This window comes from Rhodococcus sp. JVH1 (assembly GCF_000280725.2).
Taxonomy (GTDB): domain Bacteria; phylum Actinomycetota; class Actinomycetes; order Mycobacteriales; family Mycobacteriaceae; genus Rhodococcus_F; species Rhodococcus_F jostii_A.
The window spans coordinates 5,884,348-5,904,403 of record NZ_CP166289.1 but is presented as its reverse complement, the minus strand read 5'-3'; the positions used below and the strand labels follow the sequence as shown (position 1 = coordinate 5,904,403).

At 64.3% G+C, this 20,056-nt stretch carries 21 protein-coding genes and 4 tRNA genes; 2 read left to right on the top strand and 23 right to left on the bottom strand.

What is annotated here, in order from left to right; all coding sequences use genetic code 11:
* Positions 1-20 precede the first annotated feature (20 nt).
* The 11 genes from JVH1_RS27455 to rplJ all read right to left on the bottom strand — a co-directional run bounded on the left by JVH1_RS27455 (position 21) and on the right by rplJ (position 11,334).
* The gene (locus JVH1_RS27455) at positions 21-1,268 is read right to left on the bottom strand and encodes an MCE family protein (protein WP_011594858.1); all 1,248 of its coding nucleotides are present in this window, start codon (positions 1,266-1,268) and stop codon (positions 21-23) included.
* On the bottom strand, positions 1,265-2,566 hold the full coding sequence (locus tag JVH1_RS27450; RefSeq protein ID WP_011594859.1) for an MCE family protein: 1,302 nt from the start codon (positions 2,564-2,566) through the stop codon (positions 1,265-1,267). Before JVH1_RS27450 ends, JVH1_RS27455 begins: the two co-directional genes overlap by 4 nt.
* Positions 2,563-3,819 (bottom strand): MCE family protein, encoded by a 1,257-nt coding sequence (locus JVH1_RS27445; RefSeq protein ID WP_011594860.1) that lies wholly within the window; start codon positions 3,817-3,819, stop codon positions 2,563-2,565. Before JVH1_RS27445 ends, JVH1_RS27450 begins: the two co-directional genes overlap by 4 nt.
* Positions 3,819-4,814, bottom strand: coding sequence for an MCE family protein (locus JVH1_RS27440; protein ID WP_005564073.1), 996 nt, complete (start codon positions 4,812-4,814; stop codon positions 3,819-3,821). The genes JVH1_RS27445 and JVH1_RS27440 overlap by 1 nt, the downstream gene beginning before the upstream one ends.
* The gene (locus tag JVH1_RS27435; RefSeq protein ID WP_011594862.1) at positions 4,811-5,890 is read right to left on the bottom strand and encodes an MCE family protein; all 1,080 of its coding nucleotides are present in this window, start codon (positions 5,888-5,890) and stop codon (positions 4,811-4,813) included. Before JVH1_RS27435 ends, JVH1_RS27440 begins: the two co-directional genes overlap by 4 nt.
* The gene (locus JVH1_RS27430) at positions 5,887-7,245 is read right to left on the bottom strand and encodes an MCE family protein (RefSeq protein WP_043778792.1); all 1,359 of its coding nucleotides are present in this window, start codon (positions 7,243-7,245) and stop codon (positions 5,887-5,889) included. The genes JVH1_RS27435 and JVH1_RS27430 overlap by 4 nt, the downstream gene beginning before the upstream one ends.
* Entirely contained in the window at positions 7,242-8,102 is an 861-nt protein-coding gene (locus tag JVH1_RS27425) for an ABC transporter permease (RefSeq protein ID WP_009474663.1), read from the bottom strand. Before JVH1_RS27425 ends, JVH1_RS27430 begins: the two co-directional genes overlap by 4 nt.
* Before the next feature lie 4 nt (positions 8,103-8,106).
* On the bottom strand, positions 8,107-8,901 hold the full coding sequence (locus tag JVH1_RS27420) for an ABC transporter permease (RefSeq protein WP_005252107.1): 795 nt from the start codon (positions 8,899-8,901) through the stop codon (positions 8,107-8,109).
* A 9-nt stretch (positions 8,902-8,910) separates the two neighbouring features.
* A complete protein-coding gene (locus tag JVH1_RS27415; RefSeq protein WP_005258257.1) occupies positions 8,911-10,005 on the bottom strand; it encodes an ABC transporter ATP-binding protein in 1,095 nt (364 codons plus the stop codon).
* Between the two features lie 303 nt (positions 10,006-10,308).
* On the bottom strand, positions 10,309-10,695 hold the full coding sequence (gene rplL / locus JVH1_RS27410) for a 50S ribosomal protein L7/L12 (protein WP_005252104.1): 387 nt from the start codon (positions 10,693-10,695) through the stop codon (positions 10,309-10,311).
* Positions 10,696-10,773: 78 nt separating this feature from the next.
* Entirely contained in the window at positions 10,774-11,334 is a 561-nt protein-coding gene (gene rplJ / locus JVH1_RS27405; RefSeq protein ID WP_005252102.1) for a 50S ribosomal protein L10, read from the bottom strand.
* A 460-nt stretch (positions 11,335-11,794) separates the two neighbouring features.
* Here rplJ and JVH1_RS27400 point away from each other — a divergent pair, with 460 nt between their 5' ends.
* Positions 11,795-13,414 (top strand): MFS transporter, encoded by a 1,620-nt coding sequence (locus tag JVH1_RS27400; RefSeq protein WP_009474665.1) that lies wholly within the window; start codon positions 11,795-11,797, stop codon positions 13,412-13,414.
* Positions 13,415-13,480: 66 nt separating this feature from the next.
* Here JVH1_RS27400 and rplA read toward each other — a convergent pair whose 3' ends face one another.
* The 11 genes from rplA to JVH1_RS27345 form a co-directional block, all read right to left on the bottom strand.
* Positions 13,481-14,197: a 50S ribosomal protein L1 gene (gene rplA / locus JVH1_RS27395; protein WP_005252097.1), complete on the bottom strand. Its 717-nt coding sequence runs from the start codon at positions 14,195-14,197 to the stop codon at positions 13,481-13,483.
* 157 nt (positions 14,198-14,354) lie between these two features.
* A complete protein-coding gene (rplK, locus tag JVH1_RS27390; protein ID WP_005252095.1) occupies positions 14,355-14,789 on the bottom strand; it encodes a 50S ribosomal protein L11 in 435 nt (144 codons plus the stop codon).
* 59 nt (positions 14,790-14,848) lie between these two features.
* Positions 14,849-15,715, bottom strand: a complete 867-nt coding sequence (gene nusG, locus JVH1_RS27385) for a transcription termination/antitermination protein NusG (RefSeq protein ID WP_009474666.1) — start codon at positions 15,713-15,715, stop codon at positions 14,849-14,851.
* 58 nt (positions 15,716-15,773) lie between these two features.
* Entirely contained in the window at positions 15,774-16,226 is a 453-nt protein-coding gene (secE, locus tag JVH1_RS27380) for a preprotein translocase subunit SecE (RefSeq protein ID WP_009474667.1), read from the bottom strand.
* A 31-nt stretch (positions 16,227-16,257) separates the two neighbouring features.
* Positions 16,258-16,330 (bottom strand) — tRNA-Trp (locus tag JVH1_RS27375).
* A gap of 184 nt (positions 16,331-16,514) precedes the next feature.
* Complete coding sequence (gene hadB, locus JVH1_RS27370; RefSeq protein WP_005252091.1) at positions 16,515-16,940, bottom strand: (3R)-hydroxyacyl-ACP dehydratase subunit HadB; 426 nt, start codon at positions 16,938-16,940, stop codon at positions 16,515-16,517.
* Complete coding sequence (gene hadA / locus JVH1_RS27365; RefSeq protein WP_009474668.1) at positions 16,927-17,490, bottom strand: (3R)-hydroxyacyl-ACP dehydratase subunit HadA; 564 nt, start codon at positions 17,488-17,490, stop codon at positions 16,927-16,929. The genes hadB and hadA overlap by 14 nt, the downstream gene beginning before the upstream one ends.
* An 89-nt stretch (positions 17,491-17,579) precedes the next feature.
* A complete protein-coding gene (rpmG, locus tag JVH1_RS27360; protein ID WP_003941903.1) occupies positions 17,580-17,747 on the bottom strand; it encodes a 50S ribosomal protein L33 in 168 nt (55 codons plus the stop codon).
* A gap of 61 nt (positions 17,748-17,808) precedes the next feature.
* A tRNA-Met gene (locus JVH1_RS27355) sits at positions 17,809-17,881 on the bottom strand.
* 45 nt (positions 17,882-17,926) lie between these two features.
* Positions 17,927-17,999, bottom strand: a tRNA-Thr gene (locus JVH1_RS27350).
* A gap of 216 nt (positions 18,000-18,215) precedes the next feature.
* Positions 18,216-18,298, bottom strand: a tRNA-Tyr gene (locus JVH1_RS27345).
* A 199-nt stretch (positions 18,299-18,497) separates the two neighbouring features.
* On the opposite strand from JVH1_RS27345, the gene JVH1_RS27340 reads away from it, so the two are divergent.
* On the top strand, positions 18,498-18,989 hold the full coding sequence (locus JVH1_RS27340; RefSeq protein ID WP_007298080.1) for a YajQ family cyclic di-GMP-binding protein: 492 nt from the start codon (positions 18,498-18,500) through the stop codon (positions 18,987-18,989).
* A gap of 70 nt (positions 18,990-19,059) precedes the next feature.
* Here the strand turns inward: JVH1_RS27340 and htpX are convergent, their stop codons facing one another.
* Positions 19,060-19,920 carry a zinc metalloprotease HtpX gene (htpX, locus tag JVH1_RS27335; protein WP_005252087.1) on the bottom strand — a complete coding sequence of 287 codons (861 nt, stop codon included), beginning with the start codon at positions 19,918-19,920 and terminating at the stop codon, positions 19,060-19,062.
* Between the last annotated feature and the right edge of the window lie 136 nt (positions 19,921-20,056).

The following is a 20,056-nucleotide window of genomic DNA, read 5'->3' as shown; positions in this document are numbered from 1 at the left end:
CCCTCGGTCGGGACCGAATGCTACTTGGGAGTAACCCCGAGGAGCGGCGCGAGCTGCGTTGCGATGGGATTCAAGTTGAGAGTGTCAGGCATGACCTTCGGCTTGAAGTCCCACGGCTGGATCGTGTCCGGATCGGCGAACACGATGCGGTCTGCACTTCGCACACCCGTCACGCTTCCCTGGGGAGCGTCGCAGTTGGCCTTCGTGTTGTACGGGAAGTCCTGCTGGGTGTCGTCGAAGTTCGGGTCCTGCCGCTTCATCTCCGCCAGGATCTCCTGTGTCCCTTCGTAACCGAGTGTGCACGGCGGCGGATTGTTGGTTTCCAGGACGATGCCCTGATGCACCGTGCCGTCGCCGGGGGCCACGGTCGACGCGGACGCCGCGATGGCAGGGAGGAACATCAGGATCGGCCGCAGCGCGATCGCCTGCGGAGCCAGCTTGTCGCCGACCGCGGCGAGGTTCGTCAGGTCGGTGGTGAGACTCGGACCGATCTGGTTCACCAGCAGACCGATCTCGTCGCTCGCCGGAATTCCCTTGTCGATGATCGCGCGGAGATCGGGGTCGCTGGTCCGCAGCTGCGCCGCAACCGCGTCGAGGTCCGAACTGAACTGGACGATCGCGGAGGACTGATCGGACTGCGTCGCCAGCACCGTCTGGCTGTCCCGGATGAGGGCCAGCGTTTGCGGGAGAACGTCGAGTCCGTCCTTCGTCAGCGTCGACAGAGAATCCGCGAGTGTCTGCAGATCCTCGCCCTTGCCGTTGAATGCCGTCCCCAGCTGGGTGACGACCGTGCGCAGCGAATCGACCGGAACCGACCGGACCAGACCGTCGGTAGCCATCAGCACCTGCTCGACCGGAACCGGTGTCGACGTGTCGGCCTCGGTGATCACCGAGCCCTGTTCGAGGAACGGCCCCTGGTCACTGTCGGGCTGAAGGTCCACGTACTGCTCACCGATCGCGGATCGGTTGGCGACGACGGCCTTGGCAGACGCCGGGATGTCGGGCCCACCCGAGGAGATCTTCAACTCGACATTGATTCCGTCCGCGGTCAGGGACAGGTCGCCGACACGGCCGACGGGAACTCCGCGGTACGTGACCTCGGCATTGGTGAAGATGCCGCCGGAGTCCTTGAACTGCGCGTTCACGTCGTACTCACCGAACCCGAGCAGGTTGTCGAGGCGGACGTACTTGGCGCCGACGTAGACCAGCCCGAGCATCGCCACGATGGCGAACGCGACGAGCTGGATCCTGACCAGTCGTGACCTCACTGTCCACCCCCTATTCCGAACTGCTCCAGCAGTCCCCCGAGCGGGTTCTGCGGCGACGGCGCTGCGCCGTCCGTCGTGCCGTTCCCTGCGCCACCGTTGCCTGCCGCAGGCGCGGTGCCGGGGAGACCCGGGATCCGCAGGCCCGTCGGGGCGGGGATGATCGGCGGAATCGGCAGCAGCGACACCGTCGGCCATCCCGGCTTGGGTCCGTTGCCGTTGTAGTACGGGTTCGAGGGATCGACGATCGGCTTGGGCTCACCGAACTTCGGCGGCACGTACACCGGATCGCCCTGACCGACGCCGAGGGCGCTGAGCGCATCGCCGATCTGCAGGTCGACCGTGAGGAACAGGTTGACCGATCCGCCGAGCGCGATCTTCTCGACGCCGTCCGGGAACGGAACGGTCGGGATGAACGCCAGCGAATTGGGCAGGTCGTCGCCGGACTCGGCGAGCGCCTTCAGCGTCGGCCGCAGCGCGAGGAGGTCCGCGATCAGATCGTTCTTCGACCGGTTGATCACGTCCGTGCCGACGGTGCCGAGCCGGTCCAGTTGCGTGAGCATCTGGGTGAGCTGCGGACGCTGCTCGTTGAGCACTTCGGCGGCGATCGGGAGCTGGTCGAGGATGAGCCCGATCTTCTCGTTCTGTTCGTTCACCCGGGTGGTCAGGGCGTCGAGGCCGTCCAGGGCGCGGGTGATGTCGTCGCGCTGCTGGTTGAGACCGTCGATGAGCGTGTTCGCCTGCTCGAGAAGTCCCCGGACACGATCCTCACGCCCGTCGAGTGCGGTGGTCAGTTCGTGCACGATCGGCTGCAACTGGCCGACGCCGCCGCCGTTGAGCAGCAGTGACAGCGCGCCGAGTACCTGCTCGATCTCCGTGGCGTGCCGGGTGCGATCGAGCGAGATCGTGTCGCCGTCCTCGAGCCGCGCGGGATCCTTGTCTTCCGGCGGTTCGGACAGCTGCACGAACTTCTCGCCGAGCAGGTTGGTCTGCTCGATGGCGGCGACCGCGTTGGCCGCGAGATCGACGGACGAGTCGAGGACGACCTCCACATCCGCCGTCCAGCCGTCCGGCGCCACCTTGATCGTTTCGACCCGGCCCACCGGAACACCGTCGACCTTGACCGCGGACTGCGGGACGAGGTCAAGGACGTCGTCGAACTGAATCGTCAGGTGCATCGGGTGGTCACCGATATCCGGACCGCCCGGCAGCGGAACTCCGTAGATTCCCTCCGACGAGCAGGACGTCACTGCGATGGCGACGGCGCACGCACCGGCGCCGAGGATTACCGACCGCTTCATTCGCCCTCACCACCCGTTGCGCCTTCGAATCGCGGCGACACGACACCCGGCACCGTGCCGGGCGTGACCGTCCGCTGAATGTTGTCCGCACTCATGATCCCGAAGGGAAGCACGAGCGACGGCGTCTTCGCCGATTGCGTGATCTGCGACGTGATGTTGGCGCAGTTGTCGATCAGCGGCTGCATCTGACGCCCGAGTTGCTCGAAGCGCGGATCGCCGGGGACCAGCTTGCCGAGGTCGATCAACTTGCACGCGACGCCGGCCGGGTCCTGCAGATCCGGGAGCGCCAGGCGCGAGGCCAGGTTGCCGGACTCCGCGTCGTAGGAGTTGGCCAGGTTGCTGATCGCCAGCGGAAGCAGGGTCAGCGAATTGACCAGCGACTCGCGGTTGTCCGCGAGGGTCTGCGTCACCGGAACCAGATCGTCCACGTTCTCGGCGAGGATCTCCCGGTTGTCGGCCACGAACTTCGAGACGTCACCCAGGGCGATCGCCAGCTGGTTCAGGGCGGCACCGAGGTTCTCCCGCTCCCCCGCAAGGAATCCCGACAGGTCGGACAGCTGGGAGTTGAAGTCGCGGACCTGCTGATCGTTGGCCGCCAATGCACCCACGAACACCTGGAGGTTCTTGACGGTGTCGAACAGATCGCCGCGGCTCTCGTTGAGCGTGCGGGCGGCGTCGGACAACTGATTGATGCTCTGCCCCAGCGCCTCTCCGTTACCGTCGAGGTTGGCCGCGCCGGTCTCGACGAACTGTGACAACGCGCCTTCCTTGTTCGCCCCGTCCGGGCCGAGGGCGGTGGACAGCTTCTCGATGCTCGCGTACAGCTCATCCACCTCGACGGGGGTGGCCGTGCGGTCACGCGAGATCACGGCGCCGCTCTGCATCTTGTCGCCGCCCGTGTAGGCAGGCGCGAGCTGGATGTAGCGGTCGGACACCACCGACGGCGTGACCTGCGCGGCCTTCGCGTCGGCGGGGATGTCGACGCCACGATCGACGCGCAGGTCGACCTTCACCTGGTCGCCCTGCGGTTCGACACCGTCGACGGATCCGACCTTCACACCGAGGATCCGCACATCGGAACCCTCGTAGATGCCCACCGACTTGTCGAAGTACGCGGTGATTTTCGTGGTGCCTGCGCGGGTGAACACCCACCACAGGGCGCCGGCGATCACCAGCGCGACGATGACGATTCCCGCGATGAGGGCGATCGTGCCGCGTCCTCCGCGCTCGGCTCCATTATCGACGTCTGCCATCAGTTACCCCCCAACGTGCGGACGGGATCGCGCGGACCGGGAATGTCGGGCAGACCCGGCGGCAGGAGGTTCACCACGACCTGGTCGAACCAGCGACCGTTACCGACCACGTTCGTGTACAGGCGGACGAACGGTTCGTACAGTTTCATCGCCTTGTCCAGGTTCTCGTTATTGGCCTTGAGGATCTCGACGACACCGTCGAGTTGTTCGAGCGCGGGACCGATGGCGGCCTCGTTGTCGCGCACGAGTCCGGTCAACTGCTGCGACAGCCGCTGAGTTCCGGTGAGCAGCTGGGAAATCGACTGCTGACGGCTGTTGAGCTCACCGAGCAGCAGACCGGCGTCGCTGATCAACCGGTTGAATTCGGCGTTGCGGTCGGCGAGGACCTTGGTGGTCTTGCCCGTCGCGTCGAACAACTTCTGCAACTCCTGATCGCGGCTGGCGATGGTCTGAGACAGCCTGCTGACACCGTCGAGGGAGGCACGGATCTCTGTGGGAGTTCCCTCGAACGCCTGCGACAGCGTGACCATGCTCTGCGCGAGCTGATCGGAGTCGATGTCACCCACCGTCTGTGCGGCGGCCGAGAACGCCTCGATCACGTCGTACGGAGACGTGGTGCGGTCCAACGGGATCACGTCGCTCGGATTCAACGTGTCCGAGCCGCGGGGGTCGAGGGCCAGGTACTTCTGGCCCAGGATCGTCTTGATCTGGATGGACGCCGACGTCTCGTTGCCGACCCACGCATCCGACACCTTGAAGGCGACGTCCACATGGTCGCCGTCGAGTTCGACGGACGTGACCTTGCCGACCTTCACGCCGGCGATCCGGACCTCGTTGGAGGGCTTGAGCCCCGCCGCCTCGGTGAATTCGGCGTGATAGGTGGATCCGGCGCCGATGAACGGCAGCGAATCGAGGAAGAAAGCCGACAGGGTGGCCAACAGCACCACGAGAATGCCGAGGGCACCAGCCACTGCCGGGCTGCGACGTCTGCTCATCGTGTCTGCAACTCCTGTAGGCCGTCCTGCGTGCACCGTTTCGCCGAGTTCGTATAGAGCGGCTGGTTGACGGTGGGCAAGCCCGTGGGCAGGTTCAGTTGGGGCGCGGTACCTGGTCCTGCGACGATGTCGACTCCACAGAGGTAGAACTGGAACCAGGATCCGTAACTGGCTGCCCGGCCGAGCTTCTCGAGCTTCACCGGAAGCGTCTGGAGAACGCTGTTGACCGTGTCGGAGTTACGGTTCAACGTCGTCGCCAGCGTGTTCAGCGACGTGATGGATTCCTGGATGGACGGTCGGGTGGGTTCGAGCAGGTCGGCGGTCGCGTCGGTGAGTCCCGCGAGGGACGTCACCGCCGAGCCGACGGTGCCCCGCTCGTTCGCCAGGCCCGTGACGAGTTGCTGGGTGTTGACTATCAGCGAATCGAGTTGATCGTCACGCTGATTCACCGTGGCCAGCACGTCGTTGAGGTTGTTGATCACCGCACCGATCACCCGATCCTTGTCGGCGACCGTGTTGGTGAGGCTTGCCGTGTTCTTGACGAGTTCCGTGATGGTTCCCGACTCACCCTGGAACACCTGGATGATCTGGTACGACAACTTGTTCACGTCGTCGGCGCTGAGGGTCTGGAACAGCGGACGGAACCCGTCGAACAGCGTGGTGAGGTTGACGGCAGGCTTGGTCCGCTCCATCGGAATGGTGTCGCCGCCGCTCATCTTCATCCCTTGCTGGCCCTCGCCCTGTTCGAGCGCGATGTAGCGCTGCCCCACGAGGTTCCGGAAGCGGATGGTCGCGGTGGTGCTGGCGGGCAGCCAGTCCCGTTCCGACACCGTGAACTGGACCTCGGCTTCGCGGTCGTCATGGATCGCGATCTTCTCGACCTGACCCACGCGCACACCGGCGATGCGGACCTCATCGCCCTCGTTGAGCGAGGTGACGTCCGAGAAGATCGCGTTGAACTTGGTGCCACCGCCGCCACCGAAGTTGGCGATGGTGGCGGCCAGCAGAGCGGTCGCCAGGATGGTGACCACGGCGAACACGATCAGCTTGACCAATGGTGCGGTCAGGCCCCTCACTTGAAGCTCACCTCAGTCCCCCTCATGGTCGGCGCGCCGACGAGTGTCGTCCAACTCGGCACGTCCTCCGGCGCCATGCCCCCGGCCTCGCCGTAGACGACGTCCAACGTGTCCTGCTCCATCTTCGAACCCGCGTAACTTGCGGGCGTGACCTCGGCTCCGTACCCCGGGACCTGATCGGGGACCCCGGCGGGCGCCGGGAGGAAGTCGATGGTCGACGGGCCGGGATTCCGCGAGGGCACCTGGTAGGCGCCGTCGTTGTAGGACGACCCGCCCGGGTACTGCGGAAACTTTCCACCCGGAGCGGTGACGTTGTCGTAGCAAGCCGGTCCGCGGTTGTCGAGCAGCCGCGGCTCGTCCTGGTTGGGCACGTAGCGACCCTTCGGATTGACGAACTGCACGCTGGCACGCACTCCCGGGTACGGATCGTCCGGTGCCAGCAGTTCACGGGCGACGGGAGCGGATTTCGCGAAGCCCGCGAACGTGCAGCCGAAGCTCGGCGAGTAACGGCCCAGGATCTGCAGCGCCTCACGCGAATCGGCGGCAATACTGACGATCGATTCGGCGTTGGTCTGCAGGAGGTCCGCGGTGCTCGACGCGGTTCCGGTCAGCGACGCCAGCAGCGTCGAGATCTCGCCCTGCTTCTCCACCACGGTGTTTCCGGTGGTACGCAGGTTGTCGAGGGCGTTGACCAGGTCGGGTGCCGCCTCGGAATACGTCTGCGAGAAGTCCGCCAGACCGCGCAGATCCTCCTGGATGGCAGGAAGTTCGGTGTTCAGCCCGCCGAAGATCTCCTCGAGACGGTCGAGTGTCAGGCCGAGTTCGGCGCCGCGGCCGCTCAGTCCCTGGGACAGCGCGCCGAGCGTGTTCGCCAGGTCCTGCGGCGGAATCGCCTGCAGCAGCGGCAGCAGACCGTCCAGAACCTGACCGACCTCGACGGCGTTGCCACTCTTGTCCTGACGCAGCGTGTCGCCGGCCTGGATCGGCGGAGCGTTGTCGCCCTCGGGAACGATCAGCGCCACATAACGCTCACCGAACAGCGTCTTGGGCAGCAACCGCGCCGTCGCGTTGGACGGAATCAGCGGCGCCTTGTCCGGCTGGATCGCGAGAGCCAGGGTGACCTCGCCCTCCTGGGAGGACGCGGAGCGCACCTCGCCGACGATGAGGCCACGGACCTTCACGTCAGCGTTGGGCGGCAGGGCATTTCCGGCGGTATCGGTGAGGAGGTCGATCTTGACGACCTTGGTGAACGTCTTGTTGAACATGCCGATGGTGAAGGCCAGGAACAACGCGAGGACGAGGAAGAACACCAGCCCCAGCACCCGTCGGCCCACAACAGATGTCGTGTTGCTCATCCGGCCACCCTCACTGTGGTCGTCGTGCCCCAGATGGCGAGGCTCAGGAAGAAGTCGAGAACGGCGATGGTGACGATCGCGGTGCGAACCGCCCGACCCACGGCCACACCGACACCGGCGGGACCGCCGGAGGCGTGATAGCCGTAGTAGCAATGGATCAGGATCAGCACGAACGCGAAGACCAGCACTTTCGCGAACGAATAGAGGACGTCCTGCGGTGGCAGGAACAAGTTGAAGTAGTGGTCGTACGAGCCGGTCGACTGGCCGTTGAACACGGTACTGATGATGCGGGACGCGAGGTAGGCCGCGAGCAGACCGACGATGTACAGCGGGATGACGGCGACGAATCCCGCGATCATGCGGGTGGTGACGAGGAACGGCACACTCGGCACCGCCATGACCTCCAGCGCGTCGATCTCTTCCGAGATCCGCATGGCGCCGAGCTGCGCGGTGAAACCACAACCGACGGTTGCCGACAGCGCGAGTGCCGCAACGATCGGCGCGATCTCACGGGTGTTGACGTAGGCCGACAGGAAGCCGGTGAGCACCGAGCTGCCCAGCTGTTCGAGCGCGGCGAAACCCTGCAGTCCGACGACGACGCCGGTGAAGCCGGACATCATCGCGATGACGCCGATGGTGCCGCCGATGACGGCGAGCGCGCCGCTGCCGAACGTGACCTCGGCGAGCAGCCGGAGCACTTCCTTGCGGTAGTGCACGAGAGTGTGGGGCGACCAGGCGATTGCCCTGGCGTAGAACGACATCTGCTCGCCGGCCCGGTCGAGCACGTTGAGCGGCGCACGACCGACTCGGCGTGCCGCTATCAGAGTCCGGTCACCGCGTCCCTTGGCGATTGTCATGGGGTCACGATCCCTTCGCCGGAACGATCTGGAGGTACACCATGGTCAGGATCAGGTTCGCGAAGAACAGCAGCAGGAACGTGATCACCACCGACTGGTTCACTGCGTCACCGACGCCCTTGGGTCCACCCTTCGGATGGAGCCCCTTGTACGCGGCGATGACACCGGCGATGACACCGAAGACGGCCGCCTTGAGCTCACCGACCCAGATGTCGGGAAGCTGCGCGAAGGCCGAGAACGATGCCAGGTACGCACCGGGATTACCCCCTTGGAGGATGACGTTGAAGAAGTACCCGCCGGCGATACCGACCACGGACACGAGGCCGTTGAGCAGGATCGCGACGAGAACCATGGCAAGCACCCGAGGCACGACGAGTCGCTGGATCGGGTTGATACCGAGAACTTCCATGGCGTCGATCTCTTCGCGGATCGTCCGCGCACCGAGATCCGCCGTGACGGCCGAGCCCGCAGCCCCGGCCACCAGTAGTGCCGTGACCAGCGGGGAACCCTGCTGGATGACGGCGAGCACGCTGGCCGCTCCCGTGAACGACTCTGCACCGAGCTGCTTGATGAGCGATCCGGTCTGCAGTGACACCACTGCGCCGAACGGAATCGCGACCATTGCCGTCGGCAGGATCGTGACGCTGGCGATGAACCAGGCCTGTTCGATGAACTCGCGGAACTGGAACGGCCGCTTGAACGTGTTTCGTGCAACGTCGACGAAGAGCTCGACGATGTTTCCGGCCTGTGTCAGCGCACCGTTGACCGGCCGCAAGACCGAGCTGCGGGTAACCCCCATCCGATATGCCTACCCTTGCCCGTGAGTGGTGTTTTCGTATCCTTCGCCCCGGTATGCGGGGATGACCTGAGTGTCTTCCTGGCTGTATGCGTAGTCGTAGCCGCCGCCGCCGTTTCCGCCGGAAGTCTCGTCGAGACTTTCCTGGATGGCGATCTGGGCATTCTCCGGCAGGGTGTGCATGATGTGCCGGACGCGTTCCTGCCGGCGGGCGACCGCCTGCCGGAACGGCATCCCCGGCGTCGCCTTCATCTGCGGGACGATGCCCTCGACGTCGTCGACACCACCGGCGTGGTGACCGGCGTCGACCATCGCCTGCTCCTGCGCCATGGTGGCCTCGTCCTTCTCCTCGGACATGCCGATCGGACCGATCATGGTGCCGTTGAGGAACTGCTTGACCACCGGCTCCTCACTGGTGAGCAGCACCTCCCGCGGACCGAACATCACCAAATGACGACGGAACAGCATGCCGATGTTGTCCGGCACCGTGCGCGCGAGATTGATGTTGTGCGAGACGATCAGGATCGTCGCGTCGATCTCGGCGTTGATGTCGATCAACGTCTGCGAGATGTAGGTGGTACGCACCGGATCCAGACCCGAGTCCGGCTCGTCGACCAGGATGATCTGCGGGTCCAGCACCAGGGCGCGGGCCAGGCCGGCACGCTTGCGCATACCACCGGAGATCTCACCGGGCAGCTTGTCCTCGGCCCCGAGCAGGCCGACGAGCTCCATCTTCTCCATGACGATCTTGCGGATCTCGGACTCGGACTTCTTGGTGTGCTCGCGCAGCGGGAACGCCACGTTGTCGAACAGGTTCATCGAGCCGAACAGGGCGCCGTCCTGGAACAGCACACCGAACAGCTTGCGGATCTCGTAGAGCTCCTTGCTGGAGCACTCGAGAATGTTGGTGCCGTCGATCACGATCGAGCCCTGCTCCGGGCGGAGCAGACCGATCAGCGACTTCAGAAACACCGACTTACCCGTACCCGACGGCCCGAGCAACGCACTGACCTCACCGGCGGGAAGGGTCAACGTGACGTCCTGCCAGATCCTCTGCGAGCCGAACGACTTGGTCAGTCCCTCGACGGATACCTCGACTCCCACCATTACCTCCGCGACCGTTCGATGCACTCACCCCGTGTGGGTTGGGTCACTCTATCGCATCGACGTGTTACCTGTGACAAGGGATGCTACTCATGAGTAAGGAAGCATGCCAACAGCGGGTCCCACTATGCAAAACAACGCGTCTGAACTGGGATAACGGTAGCGAAATTTCTGGGCGCGCGTCCAGCTTTCGGCCAGGAATCTCGACACTCCGAAGCCGTCCGCGGACGCAAAAAGAGGGCCACTCCCCACGGATGGGGAGTGGCCCTCTTCGTCTGCTCGGTGAGCAGCGCGGAAGAGACCGTCTTACTTGACGGTGATCTTCGCGCCGGCAGCCTCGAGCTTCTCCTTGGCGGCGTCGGCCGCGTCCTTGGCAACCTTCTCCAGGATCGCCTTCGGAGCACCCTCGACGAGGTCCTTGGCTTCCTTCAGGCCGAGGCCGGAAACGACCTCACGGACGACCTTGATGACCTGGATCTTCTTGTCGCCGGCCGACTCGAGGACGACGTCGAACTCGTCCTGCTCCTCAGCAGCCTCGGCGGCAGCCGGTGCTCCGCCTGCAGCGGCAACGGCGACCGGGGCAGCGGCGGTGACCTCGAAGGTCTCCTCGAATGCCTTCACGAACTCCGAGAGCTCGAGGAGGGTGAGCTCCTTGAACTGGTCCAACAACTCTTCGGTGCTGAGCTTCGCCATTGTGGCGGTCCTTCCTGTAAGTCCCATGTCGCTGATCCGCGACCGGGCGGGGTTATAGCAGTGATGCGCGGGTGCGGATCAGCTTTCGGCTGCAGCCTCGGCGGGAGCTTCGGCAGCTCCGCCTTCTGCGGCCTTCTTTTCCTGCAGTGCAGCAGCCAGTCGGGCCACCTGCGAAGCAGGAGCGTTGAACAGGCCTGCGGCCTTTGCCAAGTTGCCCTTCATCGCGCCGGCAAGCTTGGCCAACAGGATCTCGCGGGACTCGAGGTCCGCGATCTTGTTGACCTCGTCCACGGACAGCGCAGCGCCGTCCATGTAGCCGCCCTTGATGATGAGCGCCTTGTTGTCCTTAGCGAAGTTCTTCAGAGCCTTCGCAGCATCGACGGGCTCGCCCTTGATGAATGCAATGGCGGTCGGACCGACGAAAAGGTCATCAAGGCCCTCGACGCCCGCTTCAGCAGCGGCACGCTTGACCAGGGTGTTCTTGGCGACGGAGTAGGTGGCACCTTCTCCGAGAGCGCGTCGCAGTGTCGTGATGTTGCCCACCGTCAGACCACGGTATTCCGTGATCACAGCAGCGGTCGAACCCTTGAACTGCTCGGTGATCTCCGCAACCGCGGAAACCTTCTCAGGCTTTGCCATACTTCGCCTCCTCTCATGACAGTCGTTATCCCACTTCGGAACCGCTGCGCACCGCCGGAATCCCGGAGCACACAATCCACGACATGCAAAACGCCCCGGTGCAGGGCACACGGGGCGTGAAAGGAAACGATACGGTCAGGGCGCGAGCCCACAACCGATACGCATCCCCCTACCTCGTCCTCCTGCGTGGGCCGCCGGACATTCCCGGACTTTCAATCACACCCTTGCGGGAGTGATCACCAACGGTCTTGGGTAGAACATGATTTGGGGTGAAGTTCAATTACTGCATTGAACTCCGCAGGACAGATTACGGCATGGCCTGCACAACCGCCAAATCGCGGCCGGACCCCGACCGTCATAGTGACCGGCGTCACTCGGCATGCGGGGGTGTGGTTCATCAGACTGCAGCTGCTCCCATTATCTGTTACGAGACGTAACAGATATGAGTTAGCTTTTCCTCATGACAATCCTCGAAGCCCGGGCCGTCGCGACCGGATCCCGGACACGCCGCTTCCTCGCGCTCGCCGTGATCTGCCTGGCCGAACTGCTGGTCGTGCTCGACAACACCATCGTCAACGTCGCTCTCCCGTCGATCGGTGTCGAACTCCGCACCAGTGTCAGCGGCCTGCAGTGGGTCGTCGACGCCTACACGCTGACGTTCGCGGGCCTGCTCCTGGCATTCGGCAACCTCGGCGACCGCTACGGTCGTCGACGCGTCATGGTCATCGGGCTGATCGGCGTCGCCGTCATGTCGATCGCCGGCGCCAACGCCGAGAGTCTGGGGCAGGTCATCGCGGCCCGCGCGGCGATGGGTGTCTTCGCGGCCGCAGTCTTCCCCGCGACCCTCGCCCTCGTCATCAACATCTTCACCGACGTCCGCGAACGGGCGCTGGCCATCGCCGCCTGGACTGCGATGGCCGGATTCGCGATCGCCATCGGGCCGATGGCCGGCGGGTGGCTGCTCGAGCATTTCAGCTGGCACTCCGTCTTCTGGATCAATGTTCCGATTGCGGTGGTCGTGGCAGCAGCGACGCTGCTCCTGGTGCCGGAATCACGCGCCTCCGTCATCGGACGCATGGACCTCGTCGGAATCGCCGCCTCGATCACCGGAATCACCGTCCTCGTGTGGGCCATCATCGAGGCCCCTCACCACGGGTGGACGTCGTCCGTCACCGTCGGCGCCATCGCCGTGTCGATCGCGGTCCTGGTCGGGTTCGTCCTCTGGGAACTGCGCACCGAGCACCCGATCCTCGACCTGCGGCTGTTCCGCAACCGCAGGTTCTCCCTGCCCGCCCTCGCGATCGCCATCGGGTACTTCTCGATGTTCGGCTTCCTGTTCCTCATCACGCAGTACTTCCAGGGCGTCCGGGAGTACACGCCGTTCGAGTTCGGTGTCGCGTCGCTGCCGTTCGCGGTGTCGGTGGCGGTCGGCGCCCCCGTCGCCACACTTCTGGCGCAGCGAGTCGGGACGACCCCGGTCATCGTGTTCGGCCTCCTCCTCACCGGTGTCGGGCTGTACCTCGGCGGTCAGGTGGCCGTCGACAGCAGCTACCTGACGGACGTCCTCCCGTCGATGGTGTCGATGGCGCTCGGCTTGGCCATCGTGCAGGGGCCCGCCACCGAGTCGATCATGGCATCGCTGCCTCTCGACGAGGCAGGAGCAGGCTCCGCCGTGAACGACACGACGAGGGAAATCGGTGGAACGCTGGGTGTCGCCGTGCTCGGATCGATCGTCGCGTCGTACTACGCGACGACGATAAGTCCGGTGCTCGACAGGATTCCTGCCACATTGATGAACGACGACGAGAAGGGCTTCGCGCGTGCGACGGTCCTGAGTGTGCTCGAGATCCGGAATCGGGAGATCCCGCCGTTCCTCGAACAGCAGCGTGAAAATCTCATCCTCACCATGAAGACGACGGTGTTGCAGGGGTCGCACACTGCGTCGCTCGTCGCGGCGGGCGCGGTGGTGGTCTGCGCGGTCGTCGTCGCGATCTTCATGCCCTGGGCGCCGGCACGCACGGATTCCGTGATGCTGGCGTGGCGGAAGAAGTCCGAATCGGGCACGGGCGACGAAGACTGATCCCGGAAAAAGCAGTTCGGCCGGTACGGGAGATTTCCGTACCGGCCGAACTGTGTGAAGCGTGACTTACGCGTCGGCATCCTCGAGAAGGTTGCGGGTGCGGTTCGGGTCCACCGGGATGCCCGGGCCGGTGGTGGTCGAAACGGTGACCTTCTTGACGTAGCGGCCCTTCGCAGAGGACGGCTTCGCACGCAGGATCTCGTCCAGCGCGGCGCCGTAGTTCTCCACCAGCTTGGCGTCGTCGAACGACGCCTTGCCGATCACGAAGTGCAGGTTGGCCTGCTTGTCGACGCGGAAGTTGATCTTTCCGCCCTTGATGTCCGCGACAGCCTTCGTGACGTCAGCCGTCACGGTGCCGGTCTTCGGGTTCGGCATCAGGCCACGCGGTCCGAGGACGCGGGCGATGCGGCCGACCTTGGCCATCTGATCGGGAGTCGCGATGGCGGCGTCGAAATCGAGCCATCCACCCTGGATCCGCTCGATGAGGTCCTCGGCACCGACGGCGTCGGCTCCAGCTGCCTCGGCCTCGGCGGCCTTCTCTCCGACTGCGAACACGATGACGCGGGCGGTCTTACCGGTGCCGTGCGGCAGGTTGACCGTGCCGCGGACCATCTGGTCCGCCTTGCGGGGGTCGACGCCCAGGCGGACTGCAACCTCGACGGTCGCGTCCATCTTGCTCGACGACGTCTCCTTCGCCAGCTTCGCAGCCTGCAGCGGGCTGTATAGCTTGTCGAAGTCGATCTTCTCAGCGGCGGCGAGATACGCCTTGCTGCGCTTTGCCATTTCTTCTGTCCTAACTTCTCACCGCAGTGTGTGTCTTGTCTGCGATGGTGAATGGTTCAGTAGTGGTCTGGGCCTGGCCGGCCCTCCCACGCTTTCTTCGACGGCGGTGCCATCAGTCGATCGCCGACGACGGTGCCGCCGATCGATCAGGGCTGACTCAGCCGTCGACCGTGATACCCATCGAGCGTGCGGTGCCGGCGATGATCTTCGCGGCCTGCTCGATGTCGTTCGCGTTGAGGTCTTCCTGCTTGGTCTTCGCGATCTCGCGCACCTGATCCATGGTCACGGAAGCGACCTTGGTCTTGTGCGGCTCGCCGGAGCCCTTCTGCACGCCTGCAGCCTTGAGCAGCAGCTTGGCAGCCGGAGGGGTCTTCAGCTTGAAATCGAAGGTCCGGTCTTCGTAGACCGAGATCTCGACCGGCACCACGTTGCCGCGCTGGGACTCAGTCGCCGCGTTGTAGGCCTTGCAGAATTCCATGATGTTCACGCCGTGCTGACCAAGCGCGGGACCCACGGGCGGTGCAGGGTTAGCCTGACCGGCCTGGATCTGAAGCTTGATGAGCCCTGCGAGCTTCTTCTTCTTGGGGGGCATCTCGATTTCCTAATTCTTGCTGGGTGTGTTTCTTGCTACTGCAGTGCAAGTATGTGGCGCTAGATCTTCGCGACCTGCGTGAAGGACAACTCGACCGGGGTCTCGCGACCGAAGATCGAGACCAGGACCTTGAGCTTCTGCTGCTCGGCGTTGACCTCGCTGATGCTGGCGGGCAGCGTGGCGAACGGGCCGTCCATGACGGTGACCGACTCGCCGACCTCGAAGTCGACCTCGATGAGCGGCTTCGCGAAGCTTTCTCCGCCGGTCTCGCCTGCCGAGACGGTTGCCGCGGCGGCCTGCTTCTTCTGCTCCTGCTGCGGGAGCAGGAACTTGATCACCTCGTTGAGGGTAAGCGGGGACGGGCGCGACGTCGCACCGACGAATCCGGTGACGCCGGGCGTGTTGCGCACAGCTCCCCAAGACTCGTCGTTGAGATCCATGCGGACCAGGATGTAGCCGGGCAGAACCTTGCGGTTGACCTGCTTGCGCTGTCCGTTCTTGATCTCGGTGACCTCTTCGGTGGGAACTTCCACCTGGAAGATGTAATCGCCGACGTCGAGGTTCTGGACACGGGTCTCGAGGTTGGCCTTGACCTTGTTCTCGTAACCCGCGTAGGAGTGGATGACGTACCAGTCACCGGGTGCGCGACGCAGAGCGGCCTTGAGTTCCGCAACGGGGTCCTCGGGCTCTTCGGCCGTCACTGCCTCGTCGGCGGACACAGCCTCGTCAGCGGTCACAGCCTCTTCGGCGGTCGCCTCGTCCTCGACGATCTCGTCGGCCGGGGCGTCCTCTGCACCGTCGTCACCGACGATTTCCGCGGCTTCGGTGCCCTCGGCGGCAGCCTCGACATCCACTTCGGCTGCCGCCTCGGCAGAAACACGCTCTTCGGCCAAAGCCTCATTCGTGTCGTTCTCGGGGGTGCTCACTGGGGCACTCGCTTCCTCTCGTCACTCACATACTTCGGATCCACCGGGGCGGATTCCGTCAACCGAACAACCAGGTGACGCCTTTGATGACCACCAGATCCAGCACGCCGATGAACGTCACCATGAACACCACGAAGACCAGGACGACGCTGGTGTAGGTGATCATCTGCTTGCGATTGGGCCAGATGACCTTGCGCAGCTCGGCGATGACCTCGCGGAGGAACCGGCGCAGGCGCTTGAAGATGTTTTCCTTGCGCGGCTTGTCGGCGCGATCCTTCTTTGCCGGCCTGACCTTGGTGGTCGTGTCCGACTTCGAGAGTTCCGGTGACTTCACGGAACTCGCGGCGACTTCGGTACCTGCCTGCGAACGACGGCCCTGGCGCTTACCGCTGGGCTTTCCCGAAGGAGTGGCGGAACGCGTGGTGGTTGCGTCGGCCGCGGTGTCGTCGGCACCGTCCGGGCGCGTCGACCCTGAAGTGTCGCCGTCGCGCTTGGCGCGCTCCTCGCTCACGTCGTTCCTCTCAGTCGCTGGCATCCGGGGGCAGGGGCGACAGGACTTGAACCTGCAACCTGCGGTTTTGGAGACCGCTGCTCTGCCAGTTGAGCTACGCCCCTTTGGTCGGGAGACCTGGTCCGAAACTAGCCTCGGACCAATTCTTGACCGACCTCTCTGTGATTACATGACACGCGCGCCACCCTTGCCGGCCGTACAGCACCGTAGGGCAGCGCGCAGCGCTGAGTAATCCCAGAAATCTCAGTGTACTTCAAAGCCCCGGAACAAACCCAATCCACCCGGCTGTCAGGCCAGACGGACCGTTGCGGTGGCGCGACCGAAGATCTTCTTTCCCTCGGAACGCGCCACGATCGCGACTACTGCTGTCTTGCTTTCTTCGTCGAGCGACTTCACCTTACCGGTGTACTCGACCTGCGCGGCCTCGTCCTCGCGGACGTAGACCGAGCTCGTGAAACGAACGTTGTATTCCTTGACGGCACCCGGATCGCCGAGCCACGACGTGACGAAGCCGCCGCCGAGACCCATGGTGAGCATTCCGTGCGCGATCACGTTGTCCAGACCGGCAAGCTTGACGACCTCGTCGCTCCAGTGGATCGGGTTGGGATCGCCGGACACGCCCGCGTAGTTGACCAGGTCGCCACGCGTGAGCTTCACGATGCGCTCGGGGAGTTCTTCACCCACCGAGACGTCCTCGAACTTACGAAGCGCCATGCATGATCACGTCCTTGACTGCGTGAGCGATGTTCTCGTCGACCTCGCCACCGGTGCGCGCGACGAGCGTCGTCCACGTGGTCTGGACCAGTTCGTCGTACTGATCGGTGACGATGTTCTTGGTGACGATGATGTCGCTGCCGCCCATCTGACGGAACGACTCCAGGTACACGTCACAGACCAGGCGGTCGCCGACCTTGATCGGCTTGTGGAACTCGAGCCGCTGATCGGTCTGGAGAATCTGGCTCGGGTCGTAGCCCGTGACGATCTCCTTGAAGAGACGTCCCTGGGCGATGATGCCGACGAGCGAGATGAACGTCAGAGGAGCGAGGAGACCGTCGTAGCCGAGGCCCTTCGCGGCTTCCTCGTCGTGGTGAGCGGGGTGCCAGTCCTGCACGGCACGCGCGTACTCGCGAACCTTCTCGCGTCCGACCTCGTAGAAGTCGTCGACGCGGTAGTGGTGCCCGACCATTGCCAGTGCGTGCGCGGCAGGATCAGCAGGAACAGCCTCGGGCACGTATGCCTCTGTCTCTGTCACAGTGTCAGTCACGCGAAAGAACCTCTTCTACCCTTGGCGTCAGCGCGTGAGGGCAGCCTAGAGGACTCCCTTCGCGAACGCAGTCCTAGTTCCGGACCGTGTTACTTGGACTCGCGATGCGACTGGTGAGTTCCGCAGTTCGGGCAGAACTTCTTGAGCTCCAGGCGATCGGGGTCGTTGCGCCGATTCTTCTTGGTGATGTAGTTGCGGTGCTTGCATACCTCGCAGGCCAAAGTGATCTTGGGCCGAACGTCAGTCGAGGAGGCCACGGGATGCCTTCTTTCGGGTGAATCTGATTACGAACAATCAGGGTGGATCATGCATATTGTGTAGCGGTGACCGGACTTGAACCGGCGACGCAACGATTATGAGTCGTTTGCTCTACCAACTGAGCTACACCGCCTCGGTGTCGAGTGTCGCGCACTAGGCGCTCCACTTCAATCCAGCGAGCCCCCTAACGGAATCGAACCGTTGACCTTTTCCTTACCATGGAAACGCTCTGCCGACTGAGCTAAGGGGGCGTGCTTCGCTCGCACATCGCTGCGCGCTGAAGCCTTGACGAGATTACACAGAGTTCGCGTCCAGAACCAAATTGCCTGGTCAGCGGCTTTCGTATGTCGCTGCACCCGACAGTTCGGGTCGGCAAACCCACGTAGACCGGGGTGCCGGCCGGACAACCGGTCCCGGCCACGAACGACAGAACCCCGGTGAGCTGTCGCTCACCGGGGTTCTGTGTGTGGCAGATGTAGGATTCGAACCTACGTAGGCATAAGCCGACGGATTTACAGTCCGCTCCCATTGGCCGCTCGGGCAATCTGCCGGGGTTGCACGAGGAGCGCGAAATCTGTGCGAAATCGCTCTCCGCTGCGGAAAGAAGAATACAACGAACGGCCCCCCGTTTTGCAAACCGGGTGGATACGGGCGGTTGCGAACCGATAGCGTCGAATCTGCTCGCCGGCATTCGGCGGGCCCCCGGCCGGGTCGCGGCGGGGAGAACTAGACGAAACCGGGAGTGTGAAGTGGCTGATTCGTCCTTCGATGTGGTGAGCAAGGTGGAGCGTCAAGAGGTGGACAACGCCCTGCATCAGGCCGGCAAGGAGCTGTCGACCCGGTTCGACTTCCGAAACACGGGAGCATCGATCGAATGGTCCGGCGAGGAAACCATCACCCTGACGGCCGACACCGAGGAGCGACTGCTCGCCGCCCTGGACGTGTTCAAGGAGAAACTGATCCGGCGTGACATCTCACTGAAGGCGTTCGACGCGGGCGAGCCGGCGCAGTCCGGAAAGATCTACAAGCTGTCGGGCAGCCTCGTCCAGGGCATCACCACGGAGAACGCCAAGAAGATCACCAAGAAGATCCGCGACGAGGGCCCCAAGGGCGTCAAGGCGCAGATCCAGGGCGACGAACTGCGGGTGAGCAGCAAGAAGCGCGACGACCTGCAGGCCGTCATCTCCCTGCTCAAGGGCGAGGACTTCGGGATCGCGCTGCAGTTCGTGAACTACCGGTAGAGGCGCTCCGCGCCCGTGCGCGGTTGACGAGTCCTTGCACTCGTTGACCACGCACGGGCGGCGAAGCCGCCTACATCCCCGCCATCCGCTCGAGCCGCTCGATCCGGTCGGCCATCGGCGGGTGGGTGGAGAACATCCGGCTCATCTTCTCGCCGGTGCGGAAGGGGTTGGCGATCATCAGGTGCGACTGCGCGGCGAGCTGAGGCTCCGGCGGCAGCGGCGCAGCCTGGGTGCCCTGCTCCAGCTTCCGCAGCGCGGACGCCAGCGCCAGGGGGTCTCCGGTGAGTTCTGCGCCCGACTGGTCGGCCTGGTACTCCCGGGACCGCGACACCGCGAGTTTGACGACGGTCGCGGCGATGGGTCCGAGCAGCGACACCAGCAGCAGCGCGATCGGGTTGGCGCCCTGTCCCCCGCCGCGTCCGCCGAACATGTTGGCGAACATGGCGAAGTTCGCAAGTCCCGACACGACGGCGGCCATGGCGCCGGCGACGGAGGAAATCAGGATGTCGCGGTTGTAGACGTGCGACAGCTCGTGTCCGAGCACGGCCCGCAACTCTCGTTCGTTGAGGATCTGCAGAATGCCGCTCGTGACGCACACCGCGGCGTGGCGCGGACTGCGCCCGGTGGCGAACGCGTTGGGCGCGGACGTGGGGCTGATGTAGAGCCGCGGCATCGGCTGGTGCGCAGTGGTGGCCAGTTCCCGGACGATGCGGTAGATGACCGGCGCCTGCACCTCGGTGATCGGCTGGGCGTGCATGGCCTTGAGCGCCATCTTGTCGCTGTTGAAGTACACGTACGCGTTCATTCCCACCGCGAACACGATCGCCAGCAGCAGGATGGTGGGGTTGCGGAACAACGCGCCGATGAACACGATCAGCGCCGACATGCCGACCAACAGAACCAGAGTCTTCGCCCCGTTTGCGTAGCGCACGTCACGCCTTCCTTGTCGTTGTCACCCGATCACGTCACCCGAGTTTCGGGATCTTGATCATTCAACGAAACACGGTGGCGGGACGGTTCCCGCACGGACGACGAGAATCGGGTGAAGACGTGTTCAGGTACTGACG

What these genes read in the sequence shown, in the direction of transcription:
- JVH1_RS27415 (WP_005258257.1), bottom strand. Translation starts at nt 10,005, where the DNA reads ATGGTGGGAGTCGAGGTATCCGTCGAGGGACTGACCAAGTCGTTCGGC.
- JVH1_RS27445 (WP_011594860.1), bottom strand. Translation starts at nt 3,819, where the DNA reads ATGGCAGACGTCGATAATGGAGCCGAGCGCGGAGGACGCGGCACGATC.
- rplA (WP_005252097.1), bottom strand. Translation starts at nt 14,197, where the DNA reads ATGGCAAAGCGCAGCAAGGCGTATCTCGCCGCCGCTGAGAAGATCGAC.
- JVH1_RS27430 (WP_043778792.1), bottom strand. Translation starts at nt 7,245, where the DNA reads ATGAGCAACACGACATCTGTTGTGGGCCGACGGGTGCTGGGGCTGGTG.
- hadB (WP_005252091.1), bottom strand. Translation starts at nt 16,940, where the DNA reads ATGGCGCTTCGTAAGTTCGAGGACGTCTCGGTGGGTGAAGAACTCCCC.
- JVH1_RS27425 (WP_009474663.1), bottom strand. Translation starts at nt 8,102, where the DNA reads ATGACAATCGCCAAGGGACGCGGTGACCGGACTCTGATAGCGGCACGC.
- JVH1_RS27420 (WP_005252107.1), bottom strand. Translation starts at nt 8,901, where the DNA reads ATGGGGGTTACCCGCAGCTCGGTCTTGCGGCCGGTCAACGGTGCGCTG.
- JVH1_RS27400 (WP_009474665.1), top strand. Translation starts at nt 11,795, where the DNA reads ATGACAATCCTCGAAGCCCGGGCCGTCGCGACCGGATCCCGGACACGC.
- rplK (WP_005252095.1), bottom strand. Translation starts at nt 14,789, where the DNA reads ATGCCCCCCAAGAAGAAGAAGCTCGCAGGGCTCATCAAGCTTCAGATC.
- rplL (WP_005252104.1), bottom strand. Translation starts at nt 10,695, where the DNA reads ATGGCGAAGCTCAGCACCGAAGAGTTGTTGGACCAGTTCAAGGAGCTC.
- JVH1_RS27440 (WP_005564073.1), bottom strand. Translation starts at nt 4,814, where the DNA reads ATGAGCAGACGTCGCAGCCCGGCAGTGGCTGGTGCCCTCGGCATTCTC.
- JVH1_RS27450 (WP_011594859.1), bottom strand. Translation starts at nt 2,566, where the DNA reads ATGAAGCGGTCGGTAATCCTCGGCGCCGGTGCGTGCGCCGTCGCCATC.
- rplJ (WP_005252102.1), bottom strand. Translation starts at nt 11,334, where the DNA reads ATGGCAAAGCCTGAGAAGGTTTCCGCGGTTGCGGAGATCACCGAGCAG.